At 65.5% G+C, this 14,218-nt stretch carries 13 protein-coding genes and 1 tRNA gene; 2 read left to right on the top strand and 12 right to left on the bottom strand.

Features of this window, described 5'->3' with window-relative positions; translation table 11 throughout:
• Window positions 1-30: 30 nt before the first annotated feature.
• The 5 genes from VGN62_RS07610 to VGN62_RS07630 form a co-directional block, all read right to left on the bottom strand.
• Window positions 31-465 (bottom strand): MucR family transcriptional regulator, encoded by a 435-nt coding sequence (locus tag VGN62_RS07610; RefSeq protein WP_327452404.1) that lies wholly within the window; start codon window positions 463-465, stop codon window positions 31-33.
• 108 nt (window positions 466-573) lie between these two features.
• Window positions 574-1,056 (bottom strand): GNAT family N-acetyltransferase, encoded by a 483-nt coding sequence (locus VGN62_RS07615; RefSeq protein WP_327452406.1) that lies wholly within the window; start codon window positions 1,054-1,056, stop codon window positions 574-576.
• Window positions 1,053-1,670, bottom strand: a complete 618-nt coding sequence (gene tsaB, locus VGN62_RS07620) for a tRNA (adenosine(37)-N6)-threonylcarbamoyltransferase complex dimerization subunit type 1 TsaB (RefSeq protein WP_327452408.1) — start codon at window positions 1,668-1,670, stop codon at window positions 1,053-1,055. Before tsaB ends, VGN62_RS07615 begins: the two co-directional genes overlap by 4 nt.
• Window positions 1,671-1,689: 19 nt before the next feature.
• Window positions 1,690-2,283 carry a malonic semialdehyde reductase gene (locus tag VGN62_RS07625; RefSeq protein WP_327452410.1) on the bottom strand — a complete coding sequence of 198 codons (594 nt, stop codon included), beginning with the start codon at window positions 2,281-2,283 and terminating at the stop codon, window positions 1,690-1,692.
• Window positions 2,284-2,308: 25 nt separating this feature from the next.
• Window positions 2,309-2,881 (bottom strand): NifU family protein, encoded by a 573-nt coding sequence (locus VGN62_RS07630; protein WP_327452779.1) that lies wholly within the window; start codon window positions 2,879-2,881, stop codon window positions 2,309-2,311.
• Window positions 2,882-2,944: 63 nt separating this feature from the next.
• On the opposite strand from VGN62_RS07630, the gene VGN62_RS07635 reads away from it, so the two are divergent.
• Together VGN62_RS07635 and VGN62_RS07640 are read left to right on the top strand one after the other, a co-directional pair.
• Window positions 2,945-3,817, top strand: coding sequence for a hypothetical protein (locus tag VGN62_RS07635; RefSeq protein ID WP_327452412.1), 873 nt, complete (start codon window positions 2,945-2,947; stop codon window positions 3,815-3,817).
• Between the two features lie 79 nt (window positions 3,818-3,896).
• Window positions 3,897-3,972, top strand: a tRNA-Thr gene (locus tag VGN62_RS07640).
• A gap of 79 nt (window positions 3,973-4,051) precedes the next feature.
• On the opposite strand, the gene VGN62_RS07645 is transcribed toward VGN62_RS07640, so the two are convergent.
• The 7 genes from VGN62_RS07645 to VGN62_RS07675 all read right to left on the bottom strand — a co-directional run bounded on the left by VGN62_RS07645 (window position 4,052) and on the right by VGN62_RS07675 (window position 14,206).
• Window positions 4,052-5,491 (bottom strand): aldehyde dehydrogenase family protein, encoded by a 1,440-nt coding sequence (locus VGN62_RS07645; RefSeq protein ID WP_327452414.1) that lies wholly within the window; start codon window positions 5,489-5,491, stop codon window positions 4,052-4,054.
• 27 nt (window positions 5,492-5,518) lie between these two features.
• A complete protein-coding gene (locus VGN62_RS07650; protein ID WP_327452416.1) occupies window positions 5,519-6,631 on the bottom strand; it encodes an NAD(P)-dependent alcohol dehydrogenase in 1,113 nt (370 codons plus the stop codon).
• Between the two features lie 12 nt (window positions 6,632-6,643).
• The gene (locus VGN62_RS07655; RefSeq protein WP_327452418.1) at window positions 6,644-7,528 is read right to left on the bottom strand and encodes an AraC family transcriptional regulator; all 885 of its coding nucleotides are present in this window, start codon (window positions 7,526-7,528) and stop codon (window positions 6,644-6,646) included.
• Window positions 7,525-8,736, bottom strand: coding sequence for a cytochrome P450 (locus VGN62_RS07660; protein WP_327452420.1), 1,212 nt, complete (start codon window positions 8,734-8,736; stop codon window positions 7,525-7,527). Before VGN62_RS07660 ends, VGN62_RS07655 begins: the two co-directional genes overlap by 4 nt.
• A gap of 2 nt (window positions 8,737-8,738) precedes the next feature.
• Window positions 8,739-10,964 (bottom strand): TonB-dependent receptor, encoded by a 2,226-nt coding sequence (locus VGN62_RS07665; protein WP_327452422.1) that lies wholly within the window; start codon window positions 10,962-10,964, stop codon window positions 8,739-8,741.
• Window positions 10,965-11,117: 153 nt separating this feature from the next.
• On the bottom strand, window positions 11,118-12,455 hold the full coding sequence (locus VGN62_RS07670; RefSeq protein WP_327452424.1) for a sigma-54 dependent transcriptional regulator: 1,338 nt from the start codon (window positions 12,453-12,455) through the stop codon (window positions 11,118-11,120).
• The gene (locus tag VGN62_RS07675) at window positions 12,452-14,206 is read right to left on the bottom strand and encodes a sensor histidine kinase (RefSeq protein WP_327452426.1); all 1,755 of its coding nucleotides are present in this window, start codon (window positions 14,204-14,206) and stop codon (window positions 12,452-12,454) included. The genes VGN62_RS07670 and VGN62_RS07675 overlap by 4 nt, the downstream gene beginning before the upstream one ends.
• Between the last annotated feature and the right edge of the window lie 12 nt (window positions 14,207-14,218).

Consider the following 14,218-nt stretch of genomic DNA (forward strand, 5'->3'; position numbering starts at 1 on the left):
CCTGCCCGCGCGGGCGACGATTTATGAACGTCAGGCCTTCGCCTTGCGCTTGCGGCCACCGCCGCGACCCTTGGTGCCGAGGCCGATTTCCTTCGCCAGCGCACGGCGCTTTTCGGCATAATTCGGCGCAACCATCGGATAGTCGGCAGGCAGGCCCCATTTCGCGCGATAGTCGTCGGGCGTCATGCCATAATGCGTCATCAGGTGGCGGCGCAGCATCTTGAGTTTTTTGCCGTCCTCGAGACAGACGATATAATCGGGTTTGACCGAGGTGCGGATCGACACCGCGGGCACCAGTTTTTCCTCGACAACCGGATCGCTTCCCAGGCCCGACAAGGCGGCATGGACGTTGTTAATCAATATGGAGAGATCCGAAATGGCGACGCTGTTGTTGCTGACATGCGCCGCGACAATGTCGGCGGTCAGCGTAACGAGCATCTCATTGGTATCGGCTTGATCGGACATGAGACTATTCCTTGCTTATCTTACCCAGAAGAGCGACTGGCAAATATTGGATTTTTTCTTTCGCCGTCGCGATTACTGCCACTCTGGATGCAATTCCGCAATGATCGATCAGTTGGCGGTGCCGCTATCGCCCGATCGCCGCATCGTGATCGCATCGCGAACCATGCCGTCATTGCCGCGATAATAGGCGGTCCGCCGTCCGCATTCCGAAAAGCCCGACCGCCGATAAAGATGAACGGCATCATTGTCGGCGCGCATTTCAAGGAAATAGTCTTCAGCGCCTTCGCCAGCGGCCCAGGCCTGCCAGTCCTTCAACAATAATGCGCCAATACCGCGCCCGCGAAAATGCGGGTCGACTGCGAGTAACAATAATTCGCTTTCCGGCCCTGCAATACGCGCGGCGGAAAAACCGCATACCTGTTCGCCATCCCACGCGAGGCACACGCGCGCCGAGGGGAGCGCGAACAATGTCAGCAACTGCGCGCCGCTCCACGCTTCGCCATAGGCGGGCTCGAACGCGGCATCCATCACGCGCATCGCCGCGGCAAGATCGGCGACGCGCGCGGTGGCGAGGCGGATTTCGCCCGTCATGCCGGCGCCATCGGCTTGGCGTCGGGCGCGCGGCCATAGATCGGGCTTGGCTCGTCGATCAATTCGCCGGGAGGAAGCCGCAGAAAGGCGCGCGCGTCGGGAAGGATGGCGAGCGCGCGCCCCGAACCGCGGCGCGCGACAAAGGGCTCCGCGCGGTTGCCCACGACCAGTTCGTCGGCGAGCAGGATCGCATCGTCGGGCAGGAGCGAGCGAAACGCAGCACGCGGCGAAAGATCGGCGGCAAAGGGCTGGACGAACCATTGGCCATGGCCGCCCTCCATCACCACCAGCGCGCCGCCCGCCGCGGCGATCGCGTCGGCAGCGCTCGCCGCGACCAGCGCGAGGGTCGAAAAACCGCGCACCGGCACCTGCCAGCCGAGCGCGAGTGCGCGCGCGGCGGCGACACCGATGCGGACCCCCGCGAAGCTGCCCGGGCCGCATCCCGCGACGATGGCATCGGCACGCCCGCCGCCCGCCAGTTCGGCGATGAGCAGCACAAGCCGTTCGGCATGGCCGCGCCCGATGACCTCGTGACGATAGTCGACGACCGACCCCGCCTCCAGCAGCGCCACCGAACAGGCCTCACTCGCCGAATCGATGACCAGGTGCCGCATGGGTCGGAGAACGCTTCGCTCAGGCGATGCGGTTGAAGCGCGCGAAATCCGGGCGCGGGCTGCGCTCGAAGATGCTCGCCGGGTCGCCATAGCCGAGGGTCGAGATGAAATTGCTCTTCACATTCGGCTGGTCGGCAAAGAAAGCCTCGTCGACCGCCGCGTTGTTGAAGCCCGACATCGGCCCGGTGTCGAGGCCGAGCGCGCGCGCGGCAAGGATGAAATAGGCGCCCTGCAGGCTCGCGTTCCGAAAAGCCGTCGTTTGCGCCAGCGTCTCGTTGCCCGCGAACCAGCTCCGCGCATCCGTGTGCGGAAAGAGTTCGGGGAGGTGTTCGTAAAATTCATTGTCGCTCGCGATGATCGCGGTCACCGGCGCCTTGAGGATCTTTTCCTCGTTCCCCGGTATCGCGTGCGCGGCGAGCTTCGCCTTCGCCGCATCGCTCACGCACCAGACGATCCGCGCCGGCAGGCTGTTCGCGCTCGTCGGGCCGAATTTCATCAGGTCCCATATCGCGTGCAGCTGCGCCTCCGACACCGGCTTGTCGAGATAGCCATTATAGGTGCGCGCGGTACGAAACAGCTGGTCGAGAGCGCTGTCGGAAAGCGGCTCGCTCATGGGGCAATCTCCTGGAGTGGATTGGTCAGACGGCGTGAACTGCCGTTACCTCAGGAACATAATGTTTCAAGAGGGACTCGATGCCATTCTTCAGCGTCGCGGTCGACGAAGGGCATCCGGCGCAGGCGCCCTGCATCTTGAGGTACACATTGCCCTTGTCGAAACCGCGATAGACGATGTCGCCGCCATCATTGGCGACCGCGGGCCGAACGCGCGTTTCAATGAGTTCCTTGATCTGGTCGATGATGTCGGCATCGGCGGGGTCGTCGGCAAAGCCCTCGTCTTCGGCCGGAACCGAAAAACCCGCGCTCGCCGCGTTGAACAGGGGCACGTCGGCGAGGAAATGATCCATCACGATCCCGAGCACGTCGGGCTTCACATCGGCCCATTCGGCGCCCGGCGCGATCGTCACCGATACGAAATCGCGACCGAAGAAGACGCCCGTCACGTCGCCGAGCGAGAAAAGCGCGCTCGCAAGCGGTGACGCCTCAGCCTCTTCGGGGCTCGCAAAATCGCGGGTTCCCGCCTCCATCACCGCCCGGCCGGGCAGGAATTTGAGCGTCGCGGGATTGGGCGTCGATTCGGTTTCGATGAGCATGGGGTGCATGTGGGGCGCACAGTGGCTTTGTGCAAGATGAGTTGGATGCGCTAAGGCCAGCAGATGCGCTGCTTCTCCCATTTCGTCGCCATCGACTGGTCGGGTGCCCGCGGCGCGCGGCAGCGCGGGATCGCGCTGGCGGTCGCCAGCGGCACGGCGGCGCCCGCGCTGGTGCGGCCGGGGCATATCTGGTCGCGAGCAGAAGTGCTGGACTGGCTGGAGAGCATGGCCGCGACGGGCGAAGACATGCTGATCGGCTTTGATTTTTCGGCCGCCTTCGCCTTCGCCGACCGGGGCGCCTATTTTCCCGAATGGGCCGCGAGTCCGGACAATATCCGCGCCCTCTGGGCGCTCGTCGAGCGGCTTGCCCACGCCGATCCGCACCATGAAATCGGCGGCTTCCTCGCACACCCTGAAGCGCACCGGCATTTCCGCCACGGCCGCGGCGACGTCGGCGACCTGTTCGAGGCCGGCGCGGGCCGCTTGCGCGTCGTCGAACATCATCAGCGCGCGACAAAACAGGCGGCGAGCGTCAGCAACTTCAACCTCGTCGGGGCGGCGCAGGTCGGCAAGGCAAGCCTTACGGGAATGCGTCTGCTGCACCGGCTGGGTGGCCGGATACCGCTCTGGCCGATCGACCCCGTGCCCGCCCAAGGTACGCTCCTTGTCGAAATCTACACCAGCCTCGCCGCGCGCGCCGCTGGCGTACCCGCCGGGCGCAGCAAGATCCGCGACGGCGCGGCGCTCGACCGCGCGCTGGCGATGCTCGGATCGCCAGCGACCGGCCTTCGCGGTCCCGTCAGCGACCACGCGAGCGACGCGCTGCTGACCGCCGCCTGGCTGCGGACGATCGCAGCCGACACGGCCCGCTGGAGCCCCGCCCCGCTCACCGATGCGCTGGCAAGAACCGAAGGCTGGACCTTTGGCATTATTTGAAGCTTTCCGGGTCCCCGCATTTTTTTGAGAGCGTCAGATATTTCCATCCGACCGAAAAATGCTTAGGGGGGCCGAAAGCGCCGGCTTAGCTCAGTTGGTAGAGCAACCGCCTTGTAAGCGGTAGGTCGTCAGTTCGAGTCTGACAGCCGGCACCATAAGCGCATATTCTGCGCCCGCGATCGCAGCGGACTCAAGCTGCCCGAAATCGACATGGTCGATAGCGAACGAACGGGTTTACGACGCCGATCGACTGATAGCGGGCCTCCGTCGCACAATCGTCTGGGCGTTGGTATATTCGAGCAAGCCTTCAAGCCCGCCTTCGACCCCGACACCCGATTGCTTCATCCCGCCGAACGCTGCGGTGGGGGAGAGATGCTGCGTCTCGTTGACCCAGACGGTGCCGCTCGCGATGCGCTGCGCAATCTCGAACGCCTTATCCTCATCCTGTCCCCACACCGAACCGCCGAGGCCGTAATCGGTCGCATTGGCACGCGCGACGACATCGTCGAGATCGTCGAACTTGAGCAGCGGCAGCACCGGACCGAACTGCTCCTCCTGGACGATGCGGCTGTCCTCGGGCGGGTTGTCGAGGATGGTGACTGGGATGAAATAGCCCGGCACGTCGGCCGGCTCACCGCCGACAAGAAATGTATAGCCCTTGTCCTTCGCGTCCTGGATGAGGTCGAGCACGCGGCGATATTGCGCTTCGTTGTTGATCGGGCCGATCTGCGTCCCCTGTTCGGACCCGTCGCCAACTTTCACCGTCTTCGCATAGGCGACCAGCGCCTCCTTCAGCGGCTCGTAGATGTCCTCGTGCACATACATGCGCTTGGTCGCGATGCAGATCTGGCCATTGTTGCGGAACGCGGCCCAGAACAGCTCCTCGGCGACCTTTTCGACGTCGATGTCGGGCATGACGATGGCGGCGTCGTTTCCGCCGAGTTCGAGCGTGACGCGTTTCAGCGTCGGCGCCGCCGATTCCATCACGCGGCGCCCGGTCGCGGTCGACCCGGTAAAGCTGATCTTGTCGAAGCCCTTGTGGCTCGTCATCCACGGGCCGAGCGCGTCGCCCCCGGTGACGATGTTGAGCACGCCGGGCGGGAGGATATCCTTGACCAGCTCGCCGAATTTCAGCGTCGCCAGCGGCGTAAAGGGCGATGGCTTCAGCACCATCGTATTGCCCGCCAGCAGCGCCGGGCCGACCTTGAACATCGCGAGGACCATCGGGAAGTTCCACGGTGCGATCGCGCCGACGACACCGAGCGGGACATGGCGCGTCTCGCTGTACCGCTCGTCGCTGTCCTCGTTTACGGTGACGGGCAGGTCGAGGCTCGCAGCGCCCATCAGCCAGTATCCCGCGCCCATGACTTCGCCTTCGGCTTCGGCATGGGGTTTGCCCTGTTCGGCGGTGAGCAGGCGTTTGAAGGCGTCGGCGTTTGCCAGGATCGCCTGACCCATCGCATTGAGCGCTGACTTGCGTTCTTCGATCGGCGTGGCGGCCCAGCCGGGAAAGGCGGCGCGCGCGGCGTCAATGGCGCGTCCGAGGTCGTCGGCGCTGGCGTCTGGTGCGCGGCCGATCACCTGCTCGTTTGCAGGGTTCAGCACATCAAAGCCTGCGTTACCGCCTTCGAGCTTGCCGCCGATCAGCATCGCGTAGTCGCGGTCGAAATCCATCGTCTCTCTCCAGCTTTATCGGTGTCTTCAGGGTATCAGCACGACCTTGATGCACTCGCCGCGCGCCTGCGCCGCCAGCGCCTCGTTGATTTCGGCGAGCGGGAAGGTTTTTATCAGCTTGTCGAACGGAAAACGTCCCGCGGCATGGTGCGCGATCAGTTCGGGGATGAATATCTGCGGATCGCTGTCGCCTTCGATAATCCCGAGGATGCGGTGGCCGGGGGTCATCAGCGCCGCGATATTGACGCTGAGCGCAGCGTCGGCCTTCGACGGCACGCCGACGAGGCCGATCGCGCCATGGCTGCCGAGCGCGGCAAGCCCCGCCTCGATCACAGGGACGACGCCGCTGGTGTCGAAAGCGAAGTCGAGGCCGGCTGGAATGATGGAACGCAGCGCTTCGGCAAGGTTGCCCGCCTCGGCCGGATCGATAATATGCGTTGCGCCAAGATCCTGCGCAATGGCTCGGCGAGCCGGGACCGGTTCGACGAGGATGATCGTCGAGCAGCCCTGAATCACCGCGCCCATCACCGCCGCCAGCCCCACGGGGCCGCCGCCGAAGATCGCGATGCTGGACCCTGCGGGACAGGCGAGCGAGTTCATCACCCCGCCCGCGCCGGTCTGAAAGCCGCAGCCCAGTGGCCCGAGCAGTTCGAGCGCGACGTTCGACGTGTCGACCTTCACCACGTTTCGCGCGCGGGTGACGGTGAGCGCCGAAAAGGAGGATTGGCCGAAGAAATGCGAGGTGACGCGCTCATCACCTTTGGCGTAGGCGGTCGAGCCGTCGTCGAGCCGCATCCCGGCGTAGTTGAGCGGCACGAAGCTCTGGCAATAGCTCGGCAGATGCTCGTCGCAGCGCGGACAGGCGCCGCAGCTCGAAAAGCCGACGACGACTTCGTCACCGACCGCAAGCCCCTCGACGCCCTCGCCGACCGCTTCGATCACGCCGGCGCCTTCGTGACCGAGCACACCGGGCAGCGCGAAGGGAGCGAACTGGTCACGAAAGATCAGGTCGGTGTGACAAAGGCCGACGCCGGCGATCGCCACGCGCACTTCGCCCGCGCGCGGTGCCTCGACCTCGATCGTCTCGATCGTGAAATCGCCGCCGGGCTGACGCACCACGGCGGCCGTCGCTTCGGTCATTGTCTTCTCCGTTCAGTGAAGCCCGCGCCGTTCCTGCTGGCGATAGTCGCTCGGCGCCATGCCGAACCAGGCGCGGAAGGCGCGGCTGAAATGGCTCTGGCTGGTGAAGCCCGTCGCCTCGGACAAGGCGGCGAGGCTGAGTTCGGTCTGGACGAGCATCTGTTGCGCGCGATCAAGCCGCGCCTTCATCACATATTGATGCGGCGAGATGCCCGTTGCCTTCTTGAACAGGCGGCAGAAATGCGACGGGGTCACCCCGGCGACTGCGGCCATCGCCTCAAGGCTATGCTCCTCGGCGGGATTGGCGAGCACCGCGTTCATGATCTTGTGGAGGCGGTAGGCCGAGAAATCGGACACCGGAATCTCGGTCGGGTTGCCGTGCGCGGGCGGGCCCGAAAGGATATGCGCCTTTAGCGCATTCACCATAGCCGCGACATAGGCGGTACGCTCCTCGGCCTGCGGCGCGTAAAGTTCGGAGAGGATCTGGCGGGTCAGTGCGACGCCCAAGGGATCGGCGAAGGCGAAGCGCATCTTGTTGAATTGGTCGGCGTGCGGCTGGCCTGCAAGGACATCCGACGACATCGACAAGGTCACGACATCGAGTTCGCCATCGACCAGCCAGCCGGTCGGCATACCGGCGGGGACAATCGTCGCGCAGCCGGGGATCGAACTCGTTTCGGTCCAGCCGTCGCGGTCCCAGGTCTTGACCTGCGGCTTGCCCGCGACATGCACGGTAAAGATCGGCTGGGGTAGCGCGGGGAGCGTGTAGCTGCCGACGAACTGGCGCCAGCGACAGAGCGACCAGCCATCGCCGAAAGACCCCATCTCGACGTCGGGCGCACGGCCGAGAACGTCGCAGATGATTTCCTTGTTATCCCAGACACTCTCGTTTTTCACGCTACCAGCCTGACGTCGAGCCGCTTGAAGCCGTTGATGAAGTTCGAGCGCACGCGGCTCGGCTCTCCCATGATCTCTATGCGCCGAACATGACGCGCCATTTGCGCAAAGGCGAGTCGCAATTGCATTTCGGCAAGCCGCGAGCCGACGCAGACATGCGTACCGGCGCCAAAGGCGAGGTGCTGGCGGATCGGACGCAACACGTCGAAGCGGTCGGGTTCGGCGAATACCGCGGGGTCGCGGTTGCCGGCGGGATAGAAGACGACGACCTTGTCGCCCTTGCGGATTTGCTTGCCGCCGAGTTCGGTATCGCGCGTCGCGGTGCGGCGCATATGGACGACGGGACTGGCGTAGCGCACCATTTCCTTGACCGCGTTCGGCAGCAGGCCGGGGTCGGCGCGGATGGCATCCCACTGATCGGGGTTGCCCGCGAAGGCGATCAGGCTGTGGTTGATCGAATTGCGCGTCGTCTCGTTGCCGCCGACGAGCGCGAGGATGAGATTGCCGATGAAATCGCCGAGCGGGACGGGTTGCCCGTGGATTTCGGTATTCGCGAGCAGCGACGCGATGTCAGGGCCGGGGTTGGCGCGGCGTTCCGAGAACAAGGCCGAGGCAAAGGCGATGAACTCGCCCATCACCGCCGCCATTGCTTCGGGCGACTGACGGAAATCGGGATCGTCCTCGCCGACGAACGCGTCGGTCCAGCGATGAAGGTCGTGCCACATCTCCGCCGGCACGCCGAGCAGTTCGGCGAGTGTCAGCAGCGGCAGCGGCACGGTGAGCAGCGGCAATATGTCGACCGTCTCGTTCAACGGCACGGCGTCGAACAGCCGCTCGACGCGTTCGGCGATCCGCGCCTCGATCCCCTCGAGCCGTGCGGGCGACAGTGCGGGCATCACGAACTTGCGATACTGTGTGTGCGTCGGCGGATCGCGCGAGATGAAGGGGATGCCGATCGCCGACTCCCCCGCCCCCGTCAGCCCTACCTCATTCTCGTTGAAGATCCGGTGCCCGCCATTCTCGTGCGCCGAGGAAAAGAGATCGGCCTGCCGCGACACGGTGACGATATCGTCGAACCCCAGCACCGCCCAGAACCCCGCGCCATCCTCTTCGGGATTCCAGTGAACCGAGCCCGCGGCGCGCAACGCCGCAAGCTCGGCATAGGGCATGCCGCCGACGTAAAGGTTCGGATCCTTGAGGTCGGTCATCGTCAGAAGCTGTAGCGCAAGGACACGCCATAGGTGCGCGGGGCCGACGGCACGAGGAAGTTGTACGGGAAACCCGCGCCGCGAAGGTCAAGGCCATAACCATAGGTCTTACGCTCGAAGATATTGTTCGCGAAGGCGCGCACCGTCAGCGCGTCATTCGACCAGCTGAGCGACGCATTGACCTTGGCATTCGCGCCCTGCTGCAATTCGCTGTTCACCTGCGGCGATCCGGGCGCGTTGATCTCGTTGAACGGCGAGAAATATTGGCGGCTCGAATAGGCCATGTTCGGTGCGAAGGTGATCGTGCCGCCCGCGAGGTCGACGACGTCCCATTCGAAACCGAGCTGCGCGGTGAGTTTCGGCGCGAAGGGCAGTTCATTGCCCGACAGGTCGGCACCCTGCAGCGTCAGCTCCTTATATTTCGAGTGCAGCCAGCCGAGCGAGGCGTCGATGCGCAGGCCGTCGACGGGGCGCAGCGTCGTTTCGACTTCGAGGCCATAGACTTCGGACGAAGGCGCGTTGACGAGGAAGGAGACGGGGCCGGCGCGCGTGTCCTGTAACTGCTGGTTCGAATAGTCGTAATAGAAGGCCGAGGCGGCATAGGTCAGCAACCGGCCGCCCGCGCGGCCCTTGATCCCGATTTCATACGCGTTGACGCGCTCGGGCTCGATATAGCCGATGCCGCTCGACGAGGTGTAGCCGCCGCCGTTGACCGCACCCGCGCGGTAGCCGCGGTTGTAGCTCGCATAGACGAGCGGGCCGTCGTCGAAGGTGTAGCTCAGTGCCACGCGGCCGGTGAGTGCGTTGTTGGTGTCGGCGAGCGCAAAGCGCGCGGCGGGATCATAGGGGCAGGTGCCCGCGACCCCGGCGCACGGCACCGTCGTGGCGAGCGGCGTCTGCGGATCGTCGACCCCGCCGACGAACAGGTAAGCGAAGGCATCGTCGTAACGCGACTTGTCCTTGGTGTAGCGCGCGCCAAGCGTGAGGACGAGCCGGTCGGCGAGATCGATATCGGCCTGCGCGAAGACGGCATAGCTTTTGCGCACCTGCCGGTAATGCTGGAAGAAACCGCCCGCGGGAGGCAGCGGCAGGTTGAACGTGTTGTCCGTGATATTGCGGTCCCAGCCGTAGAAAAGCCCGCCGACGAAGGTCAGCCCGTCGCCCTCGTAATTGCCGCGCAATTCCTGGCTGAACTGGCGGTAGCTCGAGCGCCAGTTGATATCGAGGATATCGAGCGGCGACCCGTCGGCGGCCTGCTGGAGATTCTGCTTACCGCCGTCATAGCTGGTGATCGACGTCAGACTAAGCGTATCGCTGAGTTCGAGCGCGATATTCGCCGAAAAGCCCCATGCGTCGGTGCGGTTCTCGCCGATGCGATTTTCGTTCGTCTCGAAAAAGCCAAGCCCGGCGCGGAAGGGTTCGAGACCATGCACGGCCGCCTGCGTCCCGCGATCGCGGCCGGCGTAAGCGCGCAGCACGATATCGAGCGTCTCGACCGGCTTGACGCGCAACGACGCACGTCCCTGCAGCGTGTCGACCGACGCGGCGTCGCGGCCGCCGGGGAAGACATTCTTGATCTGCCCGTCGCCCTTCGCGTAGTTCACCGCGAGGCGCAGCCCCGCGACATCCTCGGCGAGCGTCGCCTCGGCGGCGCCCTGCGCGGTAAAAGTGTCGAAATTGGCGTAGCCGACCTGCAGATAGCCGTTGGTTCCCGACAAATCGGGCTTCTTCGTGATGAAGTTGATCGCACCGCCGGTGGTATTGCGGCCGAACAACGTGCCCTGAGGCCCGCGCAGCACCTCGATCCGGTCGAGGTCGAACAGCCCCATGCCATGGCTGGTGCGCGGGGCCAGATAGACGTCGTCGAGATAGACGCCGACGGGCGAGGCCTGATTGCTGTTATATTCGTTCGCCACCCCGATACCGCGCAGCGAGAAGTTCGGCTGCGTATCGCCATAGGGGCTGTTGATCTGGAGGTTCGGGACCGCGTCGCCGAGCTGCGCCGAATTGGTGATGCCGCGGTCGGCCAGCGTGTCGCCGCCGAGCGCGGTGACCGCGAGCGGCACGTCGAGCAGCGACTGTTCGCGGCGCTGTGCGGTAACGACGATATCGCCGTCGGCGGCTTCGGCCCCAACGGGTTTGCTGTCCGCGTCCTGCGCCATCGCGGCGGTCGATGTCGAAATTGCCAGCGCGGCCATCAAGCCGCGCGAGAAGGCCATGCTTGCCATTCCATCTCTCCCGATCGAGGTTTCTGCGAACCTCACGGAAAAAGTTTAGGCTCCGGACACCCCGCTGGCTTTAGCCTCGCTTGCATCGAGATTTTACATTTCTTGCGGCAACAGCGCCGAGCAACCGTTCACAGCCAGCCCGGCGATCGACCGTCACTTCCGATAGCTTTTGATCTCGATCCCGTGGCGCGCAATCTTGTCGTACAGCGTTTTGCGCGGGACCCGCAAGATCGCGAGCGTTGCCGCGACGTCGCCGCCGGTGCTGGCCAGTGCATCGCGGATCGCGTGCGCCTCGAACTGCGCGACACGCTCGGGCAGCGTCGGCATCGCCTCGCTGGCGGCCCCGGTGCGCGGCGCGATGCCGAGCACTTCGCTATAGGCGAAATTGCGCAGCTCGCGGACATTTCCCGGCCAGTCATGCTCGATCAGGTGGCGGCGGGCGGCGTCACCCATGCTGAAATCCTGCGCCCCGACGCGGCCGCTCGCTTCCTCGACGAAGTGGGCGAAGAGTTGCGGAATGTCCCCCTTGCGCTCTCTCAGCGGCGGCATCTGCAGCCGGACAACGTTGAGGCGATAAAATAAATCCTCACGAAACGTTCCCGCGCGAACTGCCTCGTGCAGGTCGCTCCGCGCCGACGCGATAATGCGCAGGTCGACCGACCGCGGCTCGGTCGCACCGATCGGCTGCACCTTCCGCTCCTCGACCACACGCAACAGCTTCGCCTGGATCGCAAGCGGCATATTGTCGATGCCATCGAGGAACAGCGTGCCGCGATCGGCTTGCTCGATCCGTCCCTCGCGCGCGACCGGCCCGTAACCGGCGGCACCGCGGTCGTGGCCGAACAATTCGACTTCGGCGAGTTGCTCGGGGAGCGCGGCGCAGTCGACCGCGACGAACGGGCGTCCCGAACGCGGTCCCTTGCGGTGGAGAAGCAGCGCCGCAAGTTCCTTGCCGGTGCCGGTTTCGCCCTCGACGAGCACGTCGATATCCGCGCGCGCAATCTGCAGGATGGTCGCGCGCAGCTGCGCCATCGCCGGGCTGTCGCCGATCAGCGGGCTGTCGACGCTCGTTTCTGCGGCGGCGCGAAGCATCCGGTTGTCGAGAATGAGCCGCCGCGTTTCGAGCGCCTTGCGCGCCGACGCGACCAGATGGTCGGTCGCGTAAGGTTTGGACAGGAAGTCGAAGGCCCCGCCCTTCAGCGCGCCGATCGCCATCGGGACGTCGGCGTGGCCGGTGATCAGGATGACCGGAATGTCCGGGTCGATCGCCCGGATGCGCGCGAAGAACTCCAGCCCGTCGATGCGCGGCATCCGGATGTCGGTGACAACGGCGCCGACGAAACCTTCGTCGATTTCGGCCAGCGCCGCTTCGGCTTCGGCAAAGGCGCGAACCTCGATATCGGCGAGTTCGAGCGACTGGGTCGTCGCGGCGCGCAAGGCATCGTCGTCGTCGACGAAGATGATGTGCTGGCGGGTCACGAACGCGCTCATGCCCGGCGCACCACCAGCCTGAACGCCGCACCACCCATCGGCGAGGCAATATGGTCGAGCGTGCCGCCGAATTCGCGCGCGATGTCGCGCGCGATCCCCAGCCCCAGGCCCAGACCGTCAGCCTTGCCCGTGACGAAGGGGGTAAACAGATTGTCGGCGACGTCGGAATCGATCCCCGGCCCGTTATCGGCGACGGTGATGACGACCTCGCCCTCCGCCACCGTCTCGATCCGGATGCGCGGATCGGGACGGCCGGCGAGCGCATCGAGCGCATTCTGGAGAAGGTTGACGAGGATCTGTTCCAGCCGCACGCGATCGGCGACGCAGCGCAGCCCCGCAACTTCCCCCACTCGCTCGATCGCCACGCCATTTTCGCGGATCCGATCGCCGACGAGCAGGAGCGCGCCGTCGATGACGGGACCGATGTCGACCGGCCCCATCGTCGGCGTGGTGCGGCGGGCGAAGCTGCGCAATTCGGCGATGATCGCACCGATCCGCTCGGTCAGCGACACGATCGTCCCCAGATTGTCGCGCGCCTTGCTCGCGTCGCCGCGATCGAGGAACTTCCCGGCATTCTCGGCAAAACCACGGATCGCCGCGACGGGCTGGTTGATCTCGTGCGCGACGCCCGCGGTAATTTGCCCGATCGTGCCGAGCCGGCTCGCCTGCGCCAGTTCCTCGCGCGCTGCCCGGAAACGCCGGTTCGCGTCGACCAGATCGGATGTCCGCGCGGCCACCTCTATCTCCAGCATCTGGCGCGCCTCTGCCTGCAAGCGCCGCTTTTCGCGCGCGCGGAACACCCAGATCAGGAGCGCCGCGAGCAGGATGAACGCGATCAATATCGCCGTCCGCGCGGTCGCGTTCGCGCTAGCTTCGGCGGGCGCCAGCGGCTGGAAGGCATAAAGCCGCGCGCCCGCCATCGGCACCGCGACGGCCGCTTCGCGGTAGCGGACAGCGGGGCCGGTCCAGGTGCCGCCGTCGCGCGTCAACGGCAGCGGCGTGAGCGGCAGATTGCCGAACTGCAAGGCCGCGCGGATGGCGGCGCGCGTCGGCGCGTCGATCGGCGCGAGGGTCCGGAACCGCCAGTCCTCGCGGCTGGTGATGATGATGACGCCATGGTCGTCGGTGACGAAGGTCGACAGCGGCTGGCGCGCCCATTCGGCCTCCAGCCGGTCGAACTCGACCTTGACGACGATCACCCCCAATGTCCGCCCCGCCTCTTCGACGCGGCGCGCGATGAACAGGCCGGGGCGGCCGCTGACCGTGCCGAGCGCGAACAGTTCGGCACCGCCCTTGGCCATCGCGTCGCGAAAATAGGGACGGAACCCGTAATTCTGGCCGACGAAGCTCTGCGGCTCGCGCCAGTTGCTCGCGGCAATCGTCCGGCCGTCGTGCGCGATGAGGTAGATGACCGCAGCATCGGTCCGTTCGGCGAGCAATTCTAGCTTGCTGTTCATACGCCGCACCGTCGCAGCGTCCCCGCCGCCGAGCACGTCGTGCACATCGGGATATTCGATCAGCACCAGCGGCAGCAGGCGGAATTTCTGAAGCTCGCCCGCAAGGCGACTGGCGGCGCTTCGCGCCTGCTGTGCCGCGGCGATGTCCGATGCGGTACGCGCGTGCCCGCCCGCCCATCCGAAGGCCGCGAACGCGATGGCGGCCAGCAACAGCGCTGCCAGTGCCGCGGCCCAGCCGAGCCGCCGCCCGGCGCCGGACACACGCGAATCAATCGACTGGAGCGGATTCGTCATTTGTGCGGATTA

Origin of the sequence: Sphingopyxis sp. (assembly GCF_035998905.1) — a bacterium.
In the GTDB taxonomy this organism is placed as follows: Bacteria; Pseudomonadota; Alphaproteobacteria; order Sphingomonadales; family Sphingomonadaceae; genus Sphingopyxis.

What these genes read in the sequence shown, in the direction of transcription:
- VGN62_RS07610 (WP_327452404.1), bottom strand. Translation starts at nt 465, where the DNA reads ATGTCCGATCAAGCCGATACCAATGAGATGCTCGTTACGCTGACCGCC.
- VGN62_RS07615 (WP_327452406.1), bottom strand. Translation starts at nt 1,056, where the DNA reads ATGACGGGCGAAATCCGCCTCGCCACCGCGCGCGTCGCCGATCTTGCC.
- tsaB (WP_327452408.1), bottom strand. Translation starts at nt 1,670, where the DNA reads ATGCGGCACCTGGTCATCGATTCGGCGAGTGAGGCCTGTTCGGTGGCG.
- VGN62_RS07625 (WP_327452410.1), bottom strand. Translation starts at nt 2,283, where the DNA reads ATGAGCGAGCCGCTTTCCGACAGCGCTCTCGACCAGCTGTTTCGTACC.
- VGN62_RS07630 (WP_327452779.1), bottom strand. Translation starts at nt 2,881, where the DNA reads ATGCTCATCGAAACCGAATCGACGCCCAATCCCGCGACGCTCAAATTC.
- VGN62_RS07635 (WP_327452412.1), top strand. Translation starts at nt 2,945, where the DNA reads ATGCGCTGCTTCTCCCATTTCGTCGCCATCGACTGGTCGGGTGCCCGC.
- VGN62_RS07645 (WP_327452414.1), bottom strand. Translation starts at nt 5,491, where the DNA reads ATGGATTTCGACCGCGACTACGCGATGCTGATCGGCGGCAAGCTCGAA.
- VGN62_RS07650 (WP_327452416.1), bottom strand. Translation starts at nt 6,631, where the DNA reads ATGACCGAAGCGACGGCCGCCGTGGTGCGTCAGCCCGGCGGCGATTTC.
- VGN62_RS07660 (WP_327452420.1), bottom strand. Translation starts at nt 8,736, where the DNA reads ATGACCGACCTCAAGGATCCGAACCTTTACGTCGGCGGCATGCCCTAT.
- VGN62_RS07665 (WP_327452422.1), bottom strand. Translation starts at nt 10,964, where the DNA reads ATGGCAAGCATGGCCTTCTCGCGCGGCTTGATGGCCGCGCTGGCAATT.
- VGN62_RS07670 (WP_327452424.1), bottom strand. Translation starts at nt 12,455, where the DNA reads ATGAGCGCGTTCGTGACCCGCCAGCACATCATCTTCGTCGACGACGAC.
- VGN62_RS07675 (WP_327452426.1), bottom strand. Translation starts at nt 14,206, where the DNA reads ATGACGAATCCGCTCCAGTCGATTGATTCGCGTGTGTCCGGCGCCGGG.